Genomic DNA, 16,708 nt, shown 5'->3' on the forward strand with positions numbered 1-16,708 from the left:
GGAAGGGTCCCGGATGCCGTGGCATCCGGGACCCTTCCCGTCCCCGATCAGTCGGCCTGGCGCGTCGCGCGCCGACGGGCCACGAGTCCCAGGCCCAGCAGCGCGAGGGCGGCGAGCACGCCCGCACCCATCCACGCCGTGTCGGAGCCGGTGGTGGGCAGAGCACCCGAGCCGGAACCCTGACCCGAACCGCCCTGGCCCTGGCCCTGGCCCGCTCCGTCGCCGGGGGTGCCGACACCGTCACCGGGCGCCGCGACCCGCACGGGGACGATCACGTCGGTTCCGCTGGGCTGCGCCACCAGACGCAACTGCAGTGTTCCGACCGCGTCCGCGGGCACGCCCAGGGTGACGGTCGCGGACCCGTTCACGACGGGGACGCTCGTCGCCGCCGGGGCGGCGAGAGCCGCGATCCGCGCCGTGGGAGCGGCGAACAGGGCGAGGCGGGTCGCAGCGGCCTCGGCCCCGAAAGAGGCGTCGAGGGTCGTGTTCTCCGGCGCACCCAGCGACGTGAGATTCAGGTTCGACACCGTCACCGTGAGGTCGGCACCCGGGGCGGCCGTCGTGGAGCCCGAGACCTGCACCCCGCGGGCGGTGAAGTCCGGCGTCAGACCGGGGTTGTCGGTGAGGTACCGGATCCACGCGTCGCGGTCGATCAGCCCGGAGTCACGGGTGTCCGTGCCTCGCGCGAAGACCGAGAAGCTGTCACCGCCGCCGAGCAGGAAGTTGAACGAGCCCACGCGGTACCCCTTCGCCGGGTCGACGGCCTGACCGTCGATCCAGACGCCCGTGACGCGCTGACCGGCCGGAAGCGACGCGTCGTACGTGAACCGGAGGTTCTCCGACACGCCGAGCGCGAGGTTGGCATCGTCGGTGCGCTTCGAGAAGTCGCCCCACTGCTGCTCGAGCACCTGTCGGATCTGATCACCCGTGAGCGTCGTGGTCCACAGGTTGTTCAGGAACGGCAGGACGGCATTGGCCTCGGCCAGGGTGATCACGCCGTCCGAGCCGTAGAGCAGCTCGTCGCGCAGGCCGCCCGGGTTGACGAATGCGACCTCCGCACCGCCACGGTCGGCGTCGTCGAGGGAGTCGAGCAGAGCATCCGCGACCAGCCCGCCCAGGGCGGACTGCTTGGTGCGGTCGCCCCGCGCACCACCGGTGTAGACGCCGTCGACGTACGAGCCGCCGCTGAAGGCCGTCGTGATGTCCGCGCTCACCGAACCCACTTCCTTCTGCCCCACCACATCCGCCTCGGCACGGGCTGCCTTCACGATCGCGTCGACCTCGGCCACGCGCGGGTAAGTCCGGATGAGCTCCGCGTCCAGCGCCGCGTTGACGGCCGCGTCCTTGCCCCCGAGTCGAGCGACGTTACGCGCGGAGGAGCTCACGACGTCACCGTCGGCGTCGACATTCAGCACGATCTGACCGATGTTCTCGCCGTAGCTGCCGGTCTGGACGATCGGGCGGGTGCCCTCGCGGCCCGGGATCGGCGCGTTCCACGCGTAGAGCTGGTGCGTGTGACCGGTGAAGATGGCATCCACCTCGGGTGAGGTCTGGTTCACGATCTCGGCGAACGGTCCACCCGCGGCGAGGGCCTGCTCGAGCGTCGTCGTGGCCTGACCGGTACCGGAGCCCTCGTGGTACTGGGCCACGATCACGTCGACCTGGTCGTCGATCTGGGCGACCACACGGTTGACCTCGGCGACCGGATCCCGGAACTCGATCCCCTGGATGCCGCTGGGTGTGACCAACGTCGGGGTCGACTCCGTGATGGCTCCGATGACGCCGACGCGCACGCCGTCGACCTCGAAGATCGCGTACTCCTGCAGGAGCGGCTTGCCGTCCTTGAAGACGTTCGCGGCCAGGTAGGGGAAGTCGGCGAGCGTGTCGACGCGCCCCGTGAGGTCGTCTGCACCCTTGTCGAACTCGTGGTTCCCCGCGGCCGAGGCCTTCAGGTCGAGCGCGTTCAGCACGTCGATGGTCGGCTTGTCGCCGAAGTACGACGAGGCGAACACCGAGGCGCCGATGTTGTCACCGTTGGAGATGAAGAGGGAGTTCTTCTCTCCGTACTGCGCGCGCACCTGCTCGACGGTTCCGGCGAATCGCACCGTGTTGGCGTCGATGCGACCGTGGAAGTCGTTGATGCCGATCAGGTTCACCTGGGTGGTCGGCGACAGATCGAGGCCGACGATGACCGGATCGTGGTCGCTGGAGCGGTACGGCGTCGTGTCGTAGAAGTTCACCGCGTTGTAGTTGAAGCGGCTGTACTCCAGGGCGAGCGCCTCGACGGCGTTGATGTTCCAGATGTCGGCGCCGGTGACCAGCTCACGCGCCGAGGGCGACGCGAGGACGTGGTCGAGCGAACCCGACTGGCCGCTGAACGAGTACGAGTACTTGCCCGTGCCGGCCTCCAGCGGCTCGAAACCGAAGTCCCGCAGCTTCTGGATCGGGTCCTCCTGCGAGTAGGAGTTGAAGTCTCCGAGAAGGAACACGTCATCGGTGCCGACGGCGGCCGAGCGCGTCTTCGCGAAGTTCCCGAGGGCCTCCGCCTGACGCACCCGATCGCCGTTGAACGCGCCCTGGATGCCGTTGGCGTTGTCACCCGTGGCCTTGGGGTTGCTGTCGCCCTTCGACTTGAAGTGGTTCACGATCGCCAGGATCTTGGCATCCGGGAACGCGACCGGGGCGAACGCCTGCGCGAGCGGCTGGCGTGCGTTGCGGAATGCGGCGTCGTCGAGGATCACGCTGTCGCCCACGGGAGCGGCGACGGCCTTCTTGTAGATGAAGGCCGTGCGGATGACGTCCTCCGTCGCGGGCAGGGCCGCGGGCGAGGGCACGAACGCCCACTGCTGCGAACCGAGCGCCGTGTTGAGGGCGCCGACGAGGGTCGACAGCGCCGCGTCGCGGTTCTTGCCGAACTTCGCGGAGTTCTCGATCTCTTCGAGCGAGACGACGTCGGCGCCGAGGCCGTTGATCGCGGCGACGATCTTGTCCTGCTGCCGCTTGAGGTTGGCGTCGTTCGCGGCGCCACGGGGACCGGGCGCGGGGCACGTGTCCGCGGTGATCGGGTTGCCCTCGCGGTCCCGGTACACCGAGGTGCATCCGACGCTCTCGGCGGTCGTGGTGAAGTAGTTGAGGACGTTGAAGCTCGAGATCTTCAGATCACCGCCGACCGGCGCAGGCGCCTTCGTGCGGGTGTTCGCGAAGGTCGCGGGCTGCACGTCCTTGGCGTTGTCGACCGTCAGCTGCTGCGTCGGCTGGAACTTCCAGGCGTTGTTGCGGTAATCGAGGACCACCGGCTTCGTGAACGTCACCGGGGCGCCGACGCGCACCGGGTTGGTGAGCGACACGTACGGCAGGGGGATGCCCTTGTTGGCGTCGCTCAGGAAGTTGATCGACGCGCCGTCGTCGAGCACCACGGCTCGGGCGTTGTTGTCGGCGACCGCCGCGACGTACTCGGGGCTGTCGGGAACGGCCACGTCGGTGGGGGTGCGCAGCGGCGTGGTGCCCGCGGCGAGGCCCACCTCGGCGTACTGGTTGGTCGAGTACGAGTTCGTGACCGTGAAGTCACCCTGCGGCGCGAGGAGCATGCCCTCGAAGCGCTCGCGCTCTTCGTCGGTCTTCGGCCAGGCGATCTTCGCGGGCTGCACGGCGGCCGCCTGCTCGGTGAGCACGCTCACCCCGGAGGCCTCGGCGGTGATCTGCGTCTGGCCCGAGAACTCTTTGGCCGTACCGGTCACCTCGACGTGCTGGCCGACGGCCACCTTCGCCGTCGCGGCCGAGCCGTACACGAACACGGCGTCGGATGCCAGATGCGTCTGGGGATCGATCTCGCCACCGGTGCCGGGGGTCTGGATGAAGAAGCCGTTGTAGCCGCCGGTCGGATACGCGGCGGTCACGATGCCGCGCGTGGTGACGGTCTGATCGGCCAGGGGTGTGGTGGCACCCGTGCCCTGGATCTCGCTGATCGGGATGACCGTTCCCGGCGTGACCGGGGGCGCCTGCGTCGGCGAGGTGGAGGGCGAGGGCGAGGGCGAGGCCGATCCCGACGGGTCGGGGTTCGGCGTGGCACTACCCGAGCCCTGCGGCGTCACGGTCGTGGTGTTGGTGAAGTCCGCGGAGTTGTCGTTGGTGTCGACGAAATCGGTGCGGACGAGAGCGTTGGGCGTGGTGTTGCCTTCGGTGACCGTGGCGGCCTTCGTCTCGAAGCTGACCGCGGAGCCGTAGCCGAGGAAGTCGACCACGCGGGCATCGGTGACGTTGCCGGCTGCCGGTGCGACCGCCTCGCCGACGTTGGCGAGAATGAGCTGGCCGTTGGTCCCCGAGGGTGTGATGGTGGTGCTCGTCAGGTCGGCGGCGGGCAGGTCCGCACCGGCCGGCGGGTTGCCGTTGCCGGGGAGGGCGATGAGGTAGTAGCCGCCCGCGGCGATCGAGCCGGTCAGCTTCTGCACGTTACCCTTGGCGACGTTCGTCGCGGCGCGATACTGCAGCGACCATCCGCTGAGGTCCTGGGCGGTATCGCCGGCGTTGTACAGCTCGACGAACTTCTTGTTGAAGATCGCGTTGTCGCTTCCGCCCTTCAGGTAGGCCTCGTTGATCACCACCTTGGAGCCCACGGCAGCCGACGCCGGCAGCGGGACGATAGCGGAACCGAGCAGGGCGACGCCGAGGGCGGCGCTCAGTGCGGCGGTGAAACGGCGCGCGGACACGCGCGAAGCATCGGAGGGCATGGGTCTCCAAGTACCGGCGTGCACAAGGCGACGTCGGAGGTGGGGGGATCGACGGGGGGTTCTCAACGACCGTAAACGATCCACATACCCTTTTCCCAGGCTTCTTTATTTCGATCTGGTGAACATCAGTACCTCGACGGGTGAAACCGCGTCTCACGGGAGCGAAGGCGACGTCGTCCTCGAACGGCCGACGACCTCACCTCCGGCGGGAAACGACGAAGGCCCGGATGCCAGTGGCATCCGGGCCTTCGTTTATCGCGTTGAAGCGACCGCGTGAAGCGAAATTACTTCAGGGTCACCGAAGCGCCGGCCTCCTCGAGGGCAGCCTTGGCCTTCTCGGCGGTCTCCTTGTTCGCGCCCTCGAGCACGGCCTTGGGAGCACCATCGACGACGGCCTTGGCCTCGCCGAGGCCGAGCGAGGTGAGCTCGCGGACGACCTTGATGACCTGGATCTTCTTGTCACCGGCGGCCTCGAGGACGACGTCGAACGAGTCCTTCTCCTCGGCCTCTTCGGCGGGGGCAGCGCCACCGGCGGCGGGGCCGGCAACGGCCACGGGGGCGGCAGCGGTGACGTCGAAGGTCTCCTCGAACGCCTTGACGAACTCGGAGAGCTCGATGAGGGTGAGCTCCTTGAACGCGTCGAGCAGCTCTTCGGTGCTGAGCTTAGCCATGTTGTATCTCCTTGATCGGGTTAATCATCCGGGCCGGGTCAGGCCGCGGTGTCCTGCTTCTCGCGCAGCGCGTCGACCGTGCGAACGGCCTTCGACGGAAGCGCCTGGAAGACGTATGCCGCCTTGGTCATCGTCGCCTTCATCGCACCGGCGAGCTTCGCCAGCAGGACTTCACGGCTTTCGAGATCGGCGAGCTTGTTGACCTCATCCGCGGTCAGAGCGGCGCCATCGAAGTAGCCGCCCTTCACCACGAGCTGAGGGTTAGCCTTGGCGAAGGCACGCAGGCTCTTCGCGACGGCGACAGGGTCACCGTGCACGAACGCGATGGCAGACGGGCCCTTGAGCTCGTCGTCCAGTCCCGTGACCCCCGCGTTAGCCGCGGCGATCTTGGTCAGCGTGTTCTTCACCACGGCGTAATCCGCGTCCTGACGGATGTCGTTGCGCAGCTGCTTGAGCTGGGCAACCGTCAGACCGCGGTACTCGGTCAGCAGAACGGCGGTCGAGCTCTCGAAGTTCTTCGTGAGCTCGGCGACCGATGCATCCTTCTGCGCCATGGCCACTCCTTGTGTGAACGAGGCGCTCCGCGGTGGCGGGGCGCCGGCCGAAGACACCGGGTCCGGACAAAAAGAAGAGCTCCGGCGCAGGCGCACGGAGCTCGGATTCCCGAAGGAGAGTTCGTTTACCTGCGTAGGTCCTCTGCTTTTCAGCAGACGCTTCGATCGGAATGCGAGCACTCCGATAACCGACGGTCTTTGGCTTGACCACTAATGTACCCGACGCCCGCTCCCCCGCCAAACCGGCCCGCTCTTCCCGCCAACCCCGCCCTCGCCGCCCGGCCCGCCCGGCCCGCCCGCCCCGCCGACCCCGCAGGGTTGCCGACGACGCACGCGTTCGTCGTGACCGCGTCCGATTCGCCCCCAACAACTGCGTCCTCAGCGAACGCGTGCGTCTTGGCCCCGCCAGCATGACGATTACGGCCCGCATCAGCGCGGCGGTCGCACTCCGAATGCCGCCAGGCGGGCCGCGAGCGCCTCCGGCGAGACGATGTCGGCGAAGCCTCCGCGACACACTCGCCACTGCGTGACCCCGCGAATCCAGTCCTCGCGCCGCTTCTCATCCAATAGCACGTCTTCGACGGAGCGGCCCCGGCGCATCGAGACGTCTCTGTACTTCACTTCTCCGTCGAACTCCCAAAACGTTTGCGCGTCAGGCAGGGCGATGTCGACGAAGTAGTCGAACCCACGAGGTCCTTTCACCGCCACCTGCAGGTCCAGGCGACGGAAACCGAGTCGATGCAGCTGCAGCCTGCTCACGCTCTCGCCCGGGAGCTCCGCCCGACCGTCGGCGAAGTCAACGATCCATTCGGCAGCGCGCACGCCGCGTCGCCCCCTCGCACGCTCAACGCGCTCCCGCATGACGTCACGCCAGAGCGCCTGCGCATCGGGATCGAACCGCCGATCCTTGACTGAGACTCGACGCAGGGCCCCGTCGGCGCAGCTCAGAGCCACCTCGCGCGGTTGCGTGCACGCGATATCGAGTACGGTCCGCTCGAGAGAGGTGCAGCGGATGCCGTCGACGACGACAGCGTCCGCCGGGTCGAGCACCCCCGTATGCCGTCGGATCGTACGTCCACTTGGAGGATGCGAAGCGCGAGGAACCGTCGTGTGAACAGGCTCTTCGCGGAACCGATACACCGGGAGACCGTGCAGTACAGCCGCCGAGAGATGGGAGAGCACGCCGACGGCGTCCCGCGAGCGGTCGACGGCGGCCAGGACGGCGAAGCGATGACGGTCGCTCGGCCGCGCCGCTTCCCACTCCTTGCGAGCAATGTAGACGCCCGCCTGAATCCGGTGCCAATCCCCCGCAGCCCCGGCCTTGCGCATCTCAGCATCCGACACACCGCGCTCACTGAGCTCGTCTCGGGAGAACAGCGACCGTCGGGCTCGCACGACCGCTGATTCCGTCTGCATACGCCCACCCTGTCGAATCCGGCAGCATGGCGTCGTGCGTTATCCACAGCCACGCGCCCAACAGAAGGCACGGAGAGGGCTTCGAAGACGCATCCCATCAGCGAAGACGCAGAGCATCGCGAGTGACCGCGTGCGTCCTCGCGAGACGGGTGCGTCCTCACCAGATGACTGCGTCCTCACCAGACGTGTACGCCCCCACGAGACGACGGCGTCCACGCGAGACAGGTGCGTCTCGGAACCGGACAGCGCCCACCACCCGCCCCACCCGCCCCGCCTCAGGAGACCCGCGACTCCGGCAGCATCGCCCGCGTCATGCGCACGATGCGAGACGGTGTGCGCGCACCGAGCCACACGGTGCACACGGGTGCCTCGCCGCAGGACCACTCGGCGCACCACGCGTGGATCGCCGCCGCGAGCCTCTCGCCGCGCGGGCGCAGCTCGCCATCGAGCGTGCGGTCGAGCCAACTCACCCGTGCCGACGGGGCGTCGAACGCCTCGATCTCCCCCACCCCGCAGACCTCGACCAGAACGGTCGCGTGCGCCTCGGGAGAGAGGGCGGCGGCGATTCGCCTCATGTCGGGGACGTTCCGCGCGTCGCCGCCGAGTAGCACCGCACCTTCGAGATCGCACCAGCGACCACCGTCGGGGCGACGCAGCGAGGGACCGTCCGAGCTCATGCACACAACTTAGGGCACCCTTACTTCGCCCACAAGACCCCGGATGCCGACGCGCCGCCCCTCGCACGCAAACCTCGGGCGGACCGGGTTAGGGTCGAACGCATGTCCCCCGAGCTCGTCGCCTCGCGAAGCGCCGACCTGGACGCCCGGATCGTCGCCGACTCGCGCGACCGCGTCGCCTGGATCCGCGCCCGGTCCCGGGGGATCACCGCGACCGACGTGGCCACCCTCACGAGCGCCAATGCGATCTCGAGAGCCGCGGATGCCAAGCTCATGGGCTCGAACTTCTCGGGCAACGCCTTCACGGCCCACGGTCGCCGTCGCGAGCCCGAGATCGCCGCCTGGGTGGCGGCGACCCACGGCATCCGTCCGTCGTCCGCGCTCTATCACGCGGTGGTCGAGAAGCGTCATCTCGCGACCCCCGACGGCGTGGTCGTCGACGGCGAGGGGCGCATCGTGCTCGCCGAGATCAAGACCACCAACAAGGCGTGGCGCTCGATCCCCAAGACGTACATGCGCCAGATCTGGTGGCAGCAGCACGTGCTGGGCGCCGAACGCACCCTCGTCGCGTGGGAGCAGCACGACGGCTTCGTGCCGATGCACGACGAGCCGCGATGCCAGTGGATCGACCGAGACGAGCGCGAGATCGCGAAGCTCGTCGGGTTGGCCACCTCTCTCATCGACGAGCTCTACCGCCGCACCATGGAGGCGCGGCGACCGGCTCCGGTGCGACAAGAACCCACGGACAGGTATCGGGCACTCGCCCTCCTCGATTAATGGTTGACGCAAGTCAATCAATAGGCGTATCGTTGACGTCAGTCAACTAATCGCGCCAGTGTCGTCGCGGCATCCGTCCCCCTTTCGTGGAGCTCCCGCATGACAACCTCTTCTCTCGAGGCGCCCGCCCAGCGGCGCGTCCTTCCGGCCCTCATCGGCCTGCTGCTCGGCACCTTCGTGTCGATGCTCGCCTCGACCGTCGTGTCGACGTCGCTGCCCGTCATCGTGCACGACCTCTCCGGCGACCAGAACGCCTACACCTGGGTCATCACCGCGACCCTGCTCACCACCGCGATCTCGACGCCCATCTGGGGCAAGCTCGCCGACCTCTTCAACCGCAAGGTCCTCATCCAGATCGCCATCGCGATCTTCGTGCTCGCGACCGCCGCCGCCGGCTTCTCGCAGAACACCGACATGCTCATCGCCTTCCGCGCGGTGCAGGGGCTCGGCGCCGGCGGTCTCGCCGCCCTCAGCCAGGTGATCATGGCCGACATCATCAGCCCCCGCGAGCGGGGTCGCTACATGGGCCTGTTCGGCGCGGTCATGGCGGTCGCCACGGTCGGCGGCCCGCTGCTCGGCGGCGTCATCACCGACGCCTTCGGCTGGCGCTGGAACTTCTTCGTCGCCCTCCCCTTCGCGGTCGCAGCGCTCCTCATCCAGCAGCGCACGCTGCATCTTCCGGCGCGGGCGAAGCGCGCGGTGAAGATCGACTACGTCGGCATCGTCCTGCTCTCGGCCGCCGTCTCACTCCTGCTCATCTGGGTCACCAACGCCGGCAGCACCTTCGAGTGGGCGAGCACCGAGACGCTCCTCATGGTCGGCGGCGCGGTCCTCGCCGCGGTCCTCTTCGTCATCGTCGAACTGCGATCCTCCGAGCCGCTCGTCCCGCTCACCCTGTTCCGCGACGCCACCTTCACCCTCGCCACCATCGCCTCGATCGCGACGGGTCTTGCGATGTTCGGCACCTCGGTGTTCCTCAGCCAGTACATGCAGATGGCCCGTGGCGCCACGCCGACCGAGGCGGGCGTCATGACGATCCCGATGATCGGCGGTCTGCTCGTCTCGTCGATCGTCGTCGGCGCCCTGATCTCGCGCTTCGGTCACTGGAAGCCGTTCCTCATCGCCGGTGGCGTGCTGTTGATCGCGGGCTCCTTCCTGTTGTCGACCATCCACTACGACACGAACTTCGCCCTCGTCTCGATCTACATGGCCCTGCTGGGCGCGGGCGTCGGCATGACCATGCAGAACCTCGTCCTCGTGGTGCAGAACACCGCCAACCCCACGCAGATGGGCGCGGCGAGCTCCGGGGTGACGTTCTTCCGCAGCCTCGGCGGCACGATCGGCGTCTCGGTGATGGGCGCCGCTCTCGCGAGCATGGCGACAAGCCTGTTCACCGACCGCGCGGCCGACCTCAAGGCCGCCATCATCGGCCTCGGCGCCGACGGAGCCTCGGTCGCGCAGACCCTGCAGTCGGGAGCCATCCCGCAGGTGTCGACCCTCCCCGAGAGCGTTCGCGTCATCGTCGAGGACATCTACGCGCAGTCGATCGCGCACTCGTTCCTCATCGCCGTGCCCGTCGCAGTCGTGAGCCTCGTCGCGATCCTGTTCCTGCCGAACCGTCCGCTGACCCGCATGACCACCACCGAGCGCGTCGCAGCGAGCGAGGCCGACTTCGCCACCGTGTCCGTTCCCGAGGCCATGGCCACGCTCACGGCCACCGGCACCGTCCCGACACAGGATGCCGGCTCCTCGCGCCGTGCACGCCGTGCGTCCGAGATGGGAGAGGATGGCTGACGTGACGAGCGATAAGGACGACGACCGCCGCGAGGCCGTGCAGGCCCTCGAGTCGTCGTTCTCGGAGCTCATGACGGTGTTCCGCCGCTTCGTCTCCGAAGCGGCGGAACGCGTGAGCCCGGGGATGCTGCCGGCGACGTTCAAAGCCCTCTCCGTGGTGAGCCGCTTCGGTCCGCTGACCCTGTCCGCGCTGGCCGAGCGTCTGGCCGCCGACAAGGGGTTCCTGAGCCGTTCGATCACCGAGCTCGAAGAGCTCGGCCTCGTCACGCGCACGCCGGATCCGAACGACCGTCGCTCACGGCTCATCGCCGTCACCGAGGTCGGCCACGGCCGCCTGGCCGAGGCACGCGCGCCGCATGAGAGCCGCCTGTTCGACGCGATCGCCGACTGGACGATCGACGACATCCGTCACCTCTCGACGCTGCTGCACGCTCTCGCCGTCGGCGAAGTCCCCGCTCGCGACTGATCGCGCTTCCCGCGCGAGCGCGGCGGGCGGGCTTCGCGACACGGTGACCGAGGCGTAACACCGTCGAGACAATGGCCGGGTTGACTGTGGGAACCGCGGCGAGGTCGCCGCGAACCGACCGCAGCGAGAGTGAGCGCCCGATGAGATTCCGATCGACGCATCCCGATACCGTCCTCCAGCCCGCTCCGTCGGTGCCGGACACGATGCGCGCGGTGGTTTTCGACGGCCCGGGCGACCCCGAGGCACTGCACCTCGCCGAGATCGAGGTCCCCACGCCGGTACTGAGCGAGGTGCTCGTGCGGGTGGTCGCGGCCGGCGTCAACCCGATCGACGCGAAGACCCGCGCGGGACGAGGCCTGTCCGGCGCTATCTCGTCGTGGCCGGTCGTGCTCGGACTCGACGTGAGCGGAGTGGTCGTGCGTGCCCCCTTCGACGCGCACCCCTTCCCCGTCGGCACCGAGGTCTACGGCATGGCCACCGTGCCGCGCACGAGCGGCTCATACGCCGAGTACGTCGTCGTCCCGACCCTCTCCCTCGCCCGAAAGCCCTCGTCTCTCTCGCACGTCGAGGCGGCCGGTGTGCCGGTGGCGGCCCTCACCGCCTGGGGCATCGTGGTCGAGACGGCCCTCGCCCATCAGGGCCAGCGCATCCTGGTGCACGCGGGCAGCGGCGGCGTGGGCCACTTCGCGGTGCAGTTCGCCGCCTACTTCGGCGCGCACGTGATCGCGACCGGATCACCGCGCAACCTGGAGTGGCTCCGCGATCTGGGTGCCGCCGAGGTGGTCGACTACACCTCGACGCGGTTCGAAGAGGTGGTCTCCGACGTCGACGTCGTCATCGACCTCATCGGCAACGTCTCCGACGACACCGGCACCCGCTCGCTCGAGGTGCTGCGTCCGGGTGGGCTGCTCATCGAGGTGCCCACCGGGGCGTGGCCCGGCTTCCGCGAGGCGGCCGCGGAGCGTGGCATCCGCTCCACCGATTACAAGACGATTCCCGACGGCGGGGCTCTGGCGACCATCACGCGGCTGCTCGAGTCGGGAGCCGTGCGCGTGTACGTCGAGCACGTCTTCGAACTCGACGACGCCGCCGCGGCGCACACCGAGATCGAGCGGGGGCACACGCGCGGCAAGATCGTGCTGAGCGTGAGCGACGACTGAGCTCAGCCCGCGGCCAGCATCCGGCGCCCCTCGTCGACGATCTCGTCGGCGATCTCGTCGAGCAGTGGCGATGTGAGGTTCCACTGCTGCCAGTAGAGCGGCACGTCGATGGGGTCGTCGCCGAGACGCACGAGTTCGCCCGCACGCAGCGCCCCCGCCGACTGGAATCCCGGGAGCAAGCCCCACCCGAGGCCCAGTTCGACGGCGGTGGCGAAGTCCTGCGATGCCGGAACCCGGTGCCGCGGCGGAGCCGCTGCGGGCACTCCTCGGCGAGCCAACCACTGCGTCTGCAGGTCGTCGCGCCGGTCGAAGTCCACCACGGGCGCGGCCCGGAGCGCCTCGGCGTCGACCCCTCCGGCGAACCATTTCGCCGCGAACGAAGTGGTGGCCACCGCCTCGTACCGCAGCACGCCGAGCCGTCGCACACGACACCCGGCCACGGGCGCCTCTCGCGAGGTGACCGCGGCCATCACCGTGCCGGATTCGAGGAGCCCGGCGGTGAAGTCCTGGTCATCGCGGTGCAGATCGAACACGACGGCGCGACGATCCGCCACTCGGGCGAGCGGCGGCAGGAACCAGGTGGCGAGGGAGTCGGCGTTCACCGCCAGCGGGACGGATGCCACGGCTCCCCCTTCCGCGCCGATCGCGGCGAGGGCGTCATGCTCGAGCAGGGCGAGTTGGCGAGCCAGTCGCACCACGGCACCGCCTGCTTCGGTGGCGCGCACGGGCTTGCTGCGCACGAGCACCACGCGCCCGAGCTGATCCTCGAGCGCTCGGATGCGCTGACTCACCGCGGAGGGGGTGATGTGCAGACGCCGGGCGGCGGCATCCAGGGTCCCCTCTTCGACGACGACAGCGAGCGTCCGGGCCAGATCGAAGGGTATCGGCATGAAGGAATGCTAACGGTGCTGCAGAATCCTGAGCTGGTCTACGCCTCACTCCGTCCCTAGCGTCGCCTACGTGCTCCCCTCCCTGCTCGCCGGCCTCGGTCTCGGCTTCGCTCTCATCGTCGCCATCGGCGCCCAGAACCTCTTCGTCTTGCGTCAGGGCATCCGCCGCGAGCACCTCCTCGCCGTGGTGGCGGTCTGCGCGCTCTCCGATGCCGTTCTGATCCTGCTCGGCGTCTCGGGCGTGGGCTTGGTGCTGCAGGCGGTGCCGTGGCTGATCGTGGTCGTCCGGTGGGCGGGGGCCGCGTTCCTCGTCGGCTACGGCCTCCTCGCCGCGCGCCGCGCCCTGCATCCCAGCGGCGCGACGCTGCACCTGGACACCTCGACATCCCCTTCCGCACCGACGGCCGGCGGCACGACGATACAGACCCGTCCGGCGCGCACCACGCTGACGGCGACGGTGCTGACATGCCTCGCCCTCACCTGGCTCAATCCGCACGTGTACCTCGACACGGTCTTCCTGCTCGGATCCGTGGCGTCGACGCACGGCGACGGGCGCTGGGCCTTCGCGGTGGGGGCGTGCATCGCGAGCCTGGTCTGGTTCTCGGCCCTCGGCTTCGGTGCGCGGTTCCTCGGCCGGTGGCTCGACACCCCGCGCGCCTGGCGCGTTCTCGACGGCATCATCGCCGTGGTGATGTTCGCGATCGCGCTCTCCCTCGTGCTGCCGCACTGAACCGACGACACCAGGGCCCGGCGGCGTCGGCGAGAATGGGCCGATGCGAACGGTGACGATGACGGTGACGGGCCGCGTCCAGGGCGTCGGCTTCCGATACTCCCTGCGCACAGAGGCGGAGCGTCTCGGCGTCGACGGCTGGGTGCGCAACCGCCGGGATGGTTCGGTGGAGGCGTTCCTCTCGGGAGACCCCGACGACGTCGAGGGCGTGATCGCCTGGGCGCACGATGGGCCGGCCGGGGCCCGCGTCGACGATGTCGACGTCGTCGAGGGCGCCGAGCACGCGGCATCCGGGTTCGAGATCCGCGCCACCGCCTGAGTCAGACCGGGAGGCCGGCCGTGAGTTCGGCGAGGACGTCGGCGGCGTCGTCGAAGCACGACAGCGCCGCGGCCTGCCCCGCCCACAGCGACACCAGCTCGCCGTCGCCCCGCGCGGTCGCCGCAGCGCGGAACACCCCGGTCAGCCAGTTCTGCGCGGGAAAAGGAGCGATCATCCCCGACGCCTCGAGCTCGTGCATCGCTCGATTCGGGATGCCGCGAGCCAGCCGCCCGCTCATCGCCCGAGTCAGCACCGTGTCGGTGTCGGCCGCTCGTCCGATCGCGTCGCGATGGGCTGCGGTCGCCGCCGACTGCCGGGTGCGCAGGAACGCCGTCCCCACCTGCACCCCCTCGGCGCCCAGAGCGAGAGCGGCCGCGACCCCACGCCGATCGGCGATGCCGCCCGCGGCGATGACCGGGACACCGACGGCGTCGACCACCTGCGGAACGAGGGCGAACGTTCCGACCAGAGACGCCGACGCCTCTCGCAGGAACGACACCCGGTGCCCGCCTGCCTCCGAGCCGGTGGCGACCACGGCGTCGACTCCCGCCGCCTCGAGCGCGACCGCCTCGGCGACCGAGGTCGCCGTGCCGATCACGCGGATGCCGTGCTCACGCGCCGCGATGAGGGTGTCGGCATCCGGAATCCCGAAGACGACGCTCAGCACGTCGGGCCGGGCCGCGAAGACGGCGTCGAGCTGGTCGGCGACGGGCGGCAGGAACGCCGTCGGCGGGGTGGGCGCGTCGACACCGGCCGCGGCGAACAGCGGGGCCGCGGCGTCGACGAACGGCTGCACGTCGATGTCTTCGGGGCGCACCTCGTCACCGCGCGGAAGCCAGAGGTTCACGGCGACGGGCCGCGGGGTGGCGGCGCGCAGCTGCGACACCGTGTCGTGGATGCGGTCGGGCGTGTAGCCGTACAGTCCGAAGGACCCGAGCCCTCCCCCGTCGCTGACGGCGGCAGTCAGAGCGACAGACGACAGTCCGCCGAACGGGCCGAGGACGATCGGCACGTCGATGCCGAGAAGGTTCTCGAGGCGGCTCATCCCTCGACCCTACGGCGCCGGCTGTTACTCCGCGCTCTCCGAGGGGTCGGGGCCGTCGAGCGGGCGCAGCAGACGATCGAGGAAGCGTCGAGTACGCTCCTTCTTCGGCTGGCGCAGGAGCTCGGACGGCGCTCCGCGCTCGACGATCACTCCCGCGTCGAAGAACAGCACCTCGTCGGCCACCTCGCGCGCGAAGCCGAGCTCGTGCGTGACGATGACCATCGTCCACCCCTCGTTCGCCAGTTCGCGGAGGACCGTGAGAACCTCGCCCACCAGCTCGGGGTCGAGTGCGCTGGTCGGCTCGTCGAACAACAGCAACGAGGGCTGCAGGGCCAGAGCGCGCACGATGCCGACGCGCTGCTGCTGTCCGCCGGAGAGCTCGGACGGATACGCGTCGCGCTTCTCCGACAGGCCGACGCGGGCGAGCAGGGTCTCGGCACGGGCGACAGCCTCGGCTTTCGGGACGCCGTGCGCCTGGATCGGCCCCTCGATCACGTTCTGGATGACGGTGAGGTGCGGGAAGAGATTGTGGTGCTGGAACACCATCGCCGAGCGATCGCGCAGCCCGGTGCGATCGGACTTCGACACCTTCTGCGAGAAGTCCACGACCGGCCCCCCGTCGAACGCCAGCACACCGGCATCCGGGGTCTCAAGAGCGTTCAGGCACCGCAGCACCGTGGTCTTGCCAGAGCCGGAGGGCCCGATCAGCACGAGCACATCGCCGCGGCGCACCTCGAGATCGACACCGTCGAGGACTCGGTTGGTGCCGAAGCTCTTCTGCAGTCCCGAGACGGCGAGCAGCGGGGCGGTGTCAGTGTGCGACATGGCGGTCCAGCCTCTTTTCCAGGGCGTTCTGCCCGAACGACAGCACGAGGCAGAACAGCCAGTAGATGAGCGCGGCTTCGAGATACACCGCCATGAACTCGTACGAGAAGGCAGCGATGGCCTGCGCCTGGCGGAACAGCTCGGTGACGAGGATGAGGGATGCCAGCGAGCTGTCCTTCACGAGCGAGATGAACGTGTTCGACAGGGGCGGCACCGAGACGCGAGCCGCCTGCGGCAGGATGATGCGCGTCAGCGTCTTGCGGCGGTTCAGGCCCACCGTGTGCGCCGCCTCCCACTGCCCGCGCGGGACGGACAGGATGGCCGCGCGGATGACCTCCGCCGCGTACCCGCCGACGTTCAGCGAGAACGCGATGACCGCCGCGGGGAAGGGATCGATCGTCAGTCCCAGCGACGGCAGGCCGTAGAAGATCACGAACAGCTGCACCAGCAGGGGCGTGCCGCGAATGATCGAGATGTAGAACCGGGCGAAGCCCGACAGCACCACGTTGCGCGAAAGGCGCAGCAGGGCCATGGCCAGCGCGATCACGAGACCGATCGCGAACGAGGCCAGGGACAGCGGGATCGTGCCCGTGATGCCGGCCAGAACCATCGGCCAGAACGAGTCGACGAGCAGGGTCCAGATGTCGTTCATGAGCC

At 69.2% G+C, this 16,708-nt stretch carries 15 protein-coding genes; 6 read left to right on the top strand and 9 right to left on the bottom strand.

Annotated features, from left to right (window positions below):
- Nucleotides 1–47 precede the first annotated feature (47 nt).
- From NE358_RS12920 to NE358_RS12940, 5 genes are all read right to left on the bottom strand, one after another.
- Nucleotides 48–4,706 (bottom strand): ExeM/NucH family extracellular endonuclease, encoded by a 4,659-nt coding sequence (locus tag NE358_RS12920; protein WP_289939119.1) that lies wholly within the window; start codon nucleotides 4,704–4,706, stop codon nucleotides 48–50.
- Between the two features lie 305 nt (nucleotides 4,707–5,011).
- Nucleotides 5,012–5,398 carry a 50S ribosomal protein L7/L12 gene (rplL, locus tag NE358_RS12925; RefSeq protein ID WP_013585572.1) on the bottom strand — a complete coding sequence of 129 codons (387 nt, stop codon included), beginning with the start codon at nucleotides 5,396–5,398 and terminating at the stop codon, nucleotides 5,012–5,014.
- 38 nt (nucleotides 5,399–5,436) lie between these two features.
- On the bottom strand, nucleotides 5,437–5,952 hold the full coding sequence (gene rplJ / locus NE358_RS12930; RefSeq protein ID WP_094735742.1) for a 50S ribosomal protein L10: 516 nt from the start codon (nucleotides 5,950–5,952) through the stop codon (nucleotides 5,437–5,439).
- A gap of 429 nt (nucleotides 5,953–6,381) precedes the next feature.
- Nucleotides 6,382–7,281: a hypothetical protein gene (locus tag NE358_RS12935; RefSeq protein WP_289939136.1), complete on the bottom strand. Its 900-nt coding sequence runs from the start codon at nucleotides 7,279–7,281 to the stop codon at nucleotides 6,382–6,384.
- A 362-nt stretch (nucleotides 7,282–7,643) separates the two neighbouring features.
- Nucleotides 7,644–8,045, bottom strand: coding sequence for an SIP domain-containing protein (locus NE358_RS12940; RefSeq protein ID WP_289939138.1), 402 nt, complete (start codon nucleotides 8,043–8,045; stop codon nucleotides 7,644–7,646).
- A 102-nt stretch (nucleotides 8,046–8,147) separates the two neighbouring features.
- Here NE358_RS12940 and NE358_RS12945 point away from each other — a divergent pair, with 102 nt between their 5' ends.
- The 4 genes from NE358_RS12945 to NE358_RS12960 all read left to right on the top strand — a co-directional run bounded on the left by NE358_RS12945 (nucleotide 8,148) and on the right by NE358_RS12960 (nucleotide 12,242).
- Nucleotides 8,148–8,822 carry a YqaJ viral recombinase family protein gene (locus tag NE358_RS12945; protein WP_103205979.1) on the top strand — a complete coding sequence of 225 codons (675 nt, stop codon included), beginning with the start codon at nucleotides 8,148–8,150 and terminating at the stop codon, nucleotides 8,820–8,822.
- 99 nt (nucleotides 8,823–8,921) lie between these two features.
- Nucleotides 8,922–10,616 carry an MDR family MFS transporter gene (locus NE358_RS12950; RefSeq protein WP_289939140.1) on the top strand — a complete coding sequence of 565 codons (1,695 nt, stop codon included), beginning with the start codon at nucleotides 8,922–8,924 and terminating at the stop codon, nucleotides 10,614–10,616.
- A 1-nt stretch (nucleotide 10,617) separates the two neighbouring features.
- Nucleotides 10,618–11,082 carry a MarR family winged helix-turn-helix transcriptional regulator gene (locus NE358_RS12955; RefSeq protein ID WP_499317918.1) on the top strand — a complete coding sequence of 155 codons (465 nt, stop codon included), beginning with the start codon at nucleotides 10,618–10,620 and terminating at the stop codon, nucleotides 11,080–11,082.
- 140 nt (nucleotides 11,083–11,222) lie between these two features.
- Nucleotides 11,223–12,242, top strand: coding sequence for an NADP-dependent oxidoreductase (locus NE358_RS12960; protein WP_289939144.1), 1,020 nt, complete (start codon nucleotides 11,223–11,225; stop codon nucleotides 12,240–12,242).
- 2 nt (nucleotides 12,243–12,244) lie between these two features.
- On the opposite strand, the gene NE358_RS12965 is transcribed toward NE358_RS12960, so the two are convergent.
- Complete coding sequence (locus tag NE358_RS12965) at nucleotides 12,245–13,132, bottom strand: LysR family transcriptional regulator ArgP (protein ID WP_116239216.1); 888 nt, start codon at nucleotides 13,130–13,132, stop codon at nucleotides 12,245–12,247.
- Nucleotides 13,133–13,202: 70 nt separating this feature from the next.
- Between NE358_RS12965 and NE358_RS12970 the strand changes: the two genes are divergently transcribed.
- Together NE358_RS12970 and NE358_RS12975 are read left to right on the top strand one after the other, a co-directional pair.
- Nucleotides 13,203–13,862, top strand: coding sequence for a LysE/ArgO family amino acid transporter (locus NE358_RS12970; protein ID WP_289939149.1), 660 nt, complete (start codon nucleotides 13,203–13,205; stop codon nucleotides 13,860–13,862).
- Between the two features lie 43 nt (nucleotides 13,863–13,905).
- Nucleotides 13,906–14,181, top strand: coding sequence for an acylphosphatase (locus NE358_RS12975; protein ID WP_116239218.1), 276 nt, complete (start codon nucleotides 13,906–13,908; stop codon nucleotides 14,179–14,181).
- 1 nt (nucleotide 14,182) lies between these two features.
- Here the strand turns inward: NE358_RS12975 and NE358_RS12980 are convergent, their stop codons facing one another.
- From NE358_RS12980 to NE358_RS12990, 3 genes are read right to left on the bottom strand one after another with little or no spacing between them, the layout of a single operon-like run.
- Nucleotides 14,183–15,226, bottom strand: coding sequence for an NAD(P)H-dependent flavin oxidoreductase (locus NE358_RS12980; protein ID WP_289939151.1), 1,044 nt, complete (start codon nucleotides 15,224–15,226; stop codon nucleotides 14,183–14,185).
- A 24-nt stretch (nucleotides 15,227–15,250) separates the two neighbouring features.
- Nucleotides 15,251–16,051: an amino acid ABC transporter ATP-binding protein gene (locus tag NE358_RS12985; RefSeq protein WP_141378430.1), complete on the bottom strand. Its 801-nt coding sequence runs from the start codon at nucleotides 16,049–16,051 to the stop codon at nucleotides 15,251–15,253.
- The gene (locus NE358_RS12990; RefSeq protein WP_103205970.1) at nucleotides 16,038–16,703 is read right to left on the bottom strand and encodes an amino acid ABC transporter permease; all 666 of its coding nucleotides are present in this window, start codon (nucleotides 16,701–16,703) and stop codon (nucleotides 16,038–16,040) included. The genes NE358_RS12985 and NE358_RS12990 overlap by 14 nt, the downstream gene beginning before the upstream one ends.
- Nucleotides 16,704–16,708: the final 5 nt, after the last annotated feature.

The organism is Sphingomonas sp. G5 (assembly GCF_052660795.1).

Bases quoted from the DNA above. Each gene is read 5' to 3' on its own strand.
- rplL (WP_013585572.1), bottom strand. From the start codon at position 5,398: ATGGCTAAGCTCAGCACCGAAGAGCTGCTCGACGCGTTCAAGGAGCTC.
- rplJ (WP_094735742.1), bottom strand. From the start codon at position 5,952: ATGGCGCAGAAGGATGCATCGGTCGCCGAGCTCACGAAGAACTTCGAG.
- NE358_RS12935 (WP_289939136.1), bottom strand. From the start codon at position 7,281: ATGCGCAAGGCCGGGGCTGCGGGGGATTGGCACCGGATTCAGGCGGGC.
- NE358_RS12940 (WP_289939138.1), bottom strand. From the start codon at position 8,045: ATGAGCTCGGACGGTCCCTCGCTGCGTCGCCCCGACGGTGGTCGCTGG.
- NE358_RS12945 (WP_103205979.1), top strand. From the start codon at position 8,148: ATGTCCCCCGAGCTCGTCGCCTCGCGAAGCGCCGACCTGGACGCCCGG.
- NE358_RS12950 (WP_289939140.1), top strand. From the start codon at position 8,922: ATGACAACCTCTTCTCTCGAGGCGCCCGCCCAGCGGCGCGTCCTTCCG.
- NE358_RS12960 (WP_289939144.1), top strand. From the start codon at position 11,223: ATGAGATTCCGATCGACGCATCCCGATACCGTCCTCCAGCCCGCTCCG.
- NE358_RS12965 (WP_116239216.1), bottom strand. From the start codon at position 13,132: ATGCCGATACCCTTCGATCTGGCCCGGACGCTCGCTGTCGTCGTCGAA.
- NE358_RS12975 (WP_116239218.1), top strand. From the start codon at position 13,906: ATGCGAACGGTGACGATGACGGTGACGGGCCGCGTCCAGGGCGTCGGC.
- NE358_RS12980 (WP_289939151.1), bottom strand. From the start codon at position 15,226: ATGAGCCGCCTCGAGAACCTTCTCGGCATCGACGTGCCGATCGTCCTC.
- NE358_RS12985 (WP_141378430.1), bottom strand. From the start codon at position 16,051: ATGTCGCACACTGACACCGCCCCGCTGCTCGCCGTCTCGGGACTGCAG.
- NE358_RS12990 (WP_103205970.1), bottom strand. From the start codon at position 16,703: ATGAACGACATCTGGACCCTGCTCGTCGACTCGTTCTGGCCGATGGTT.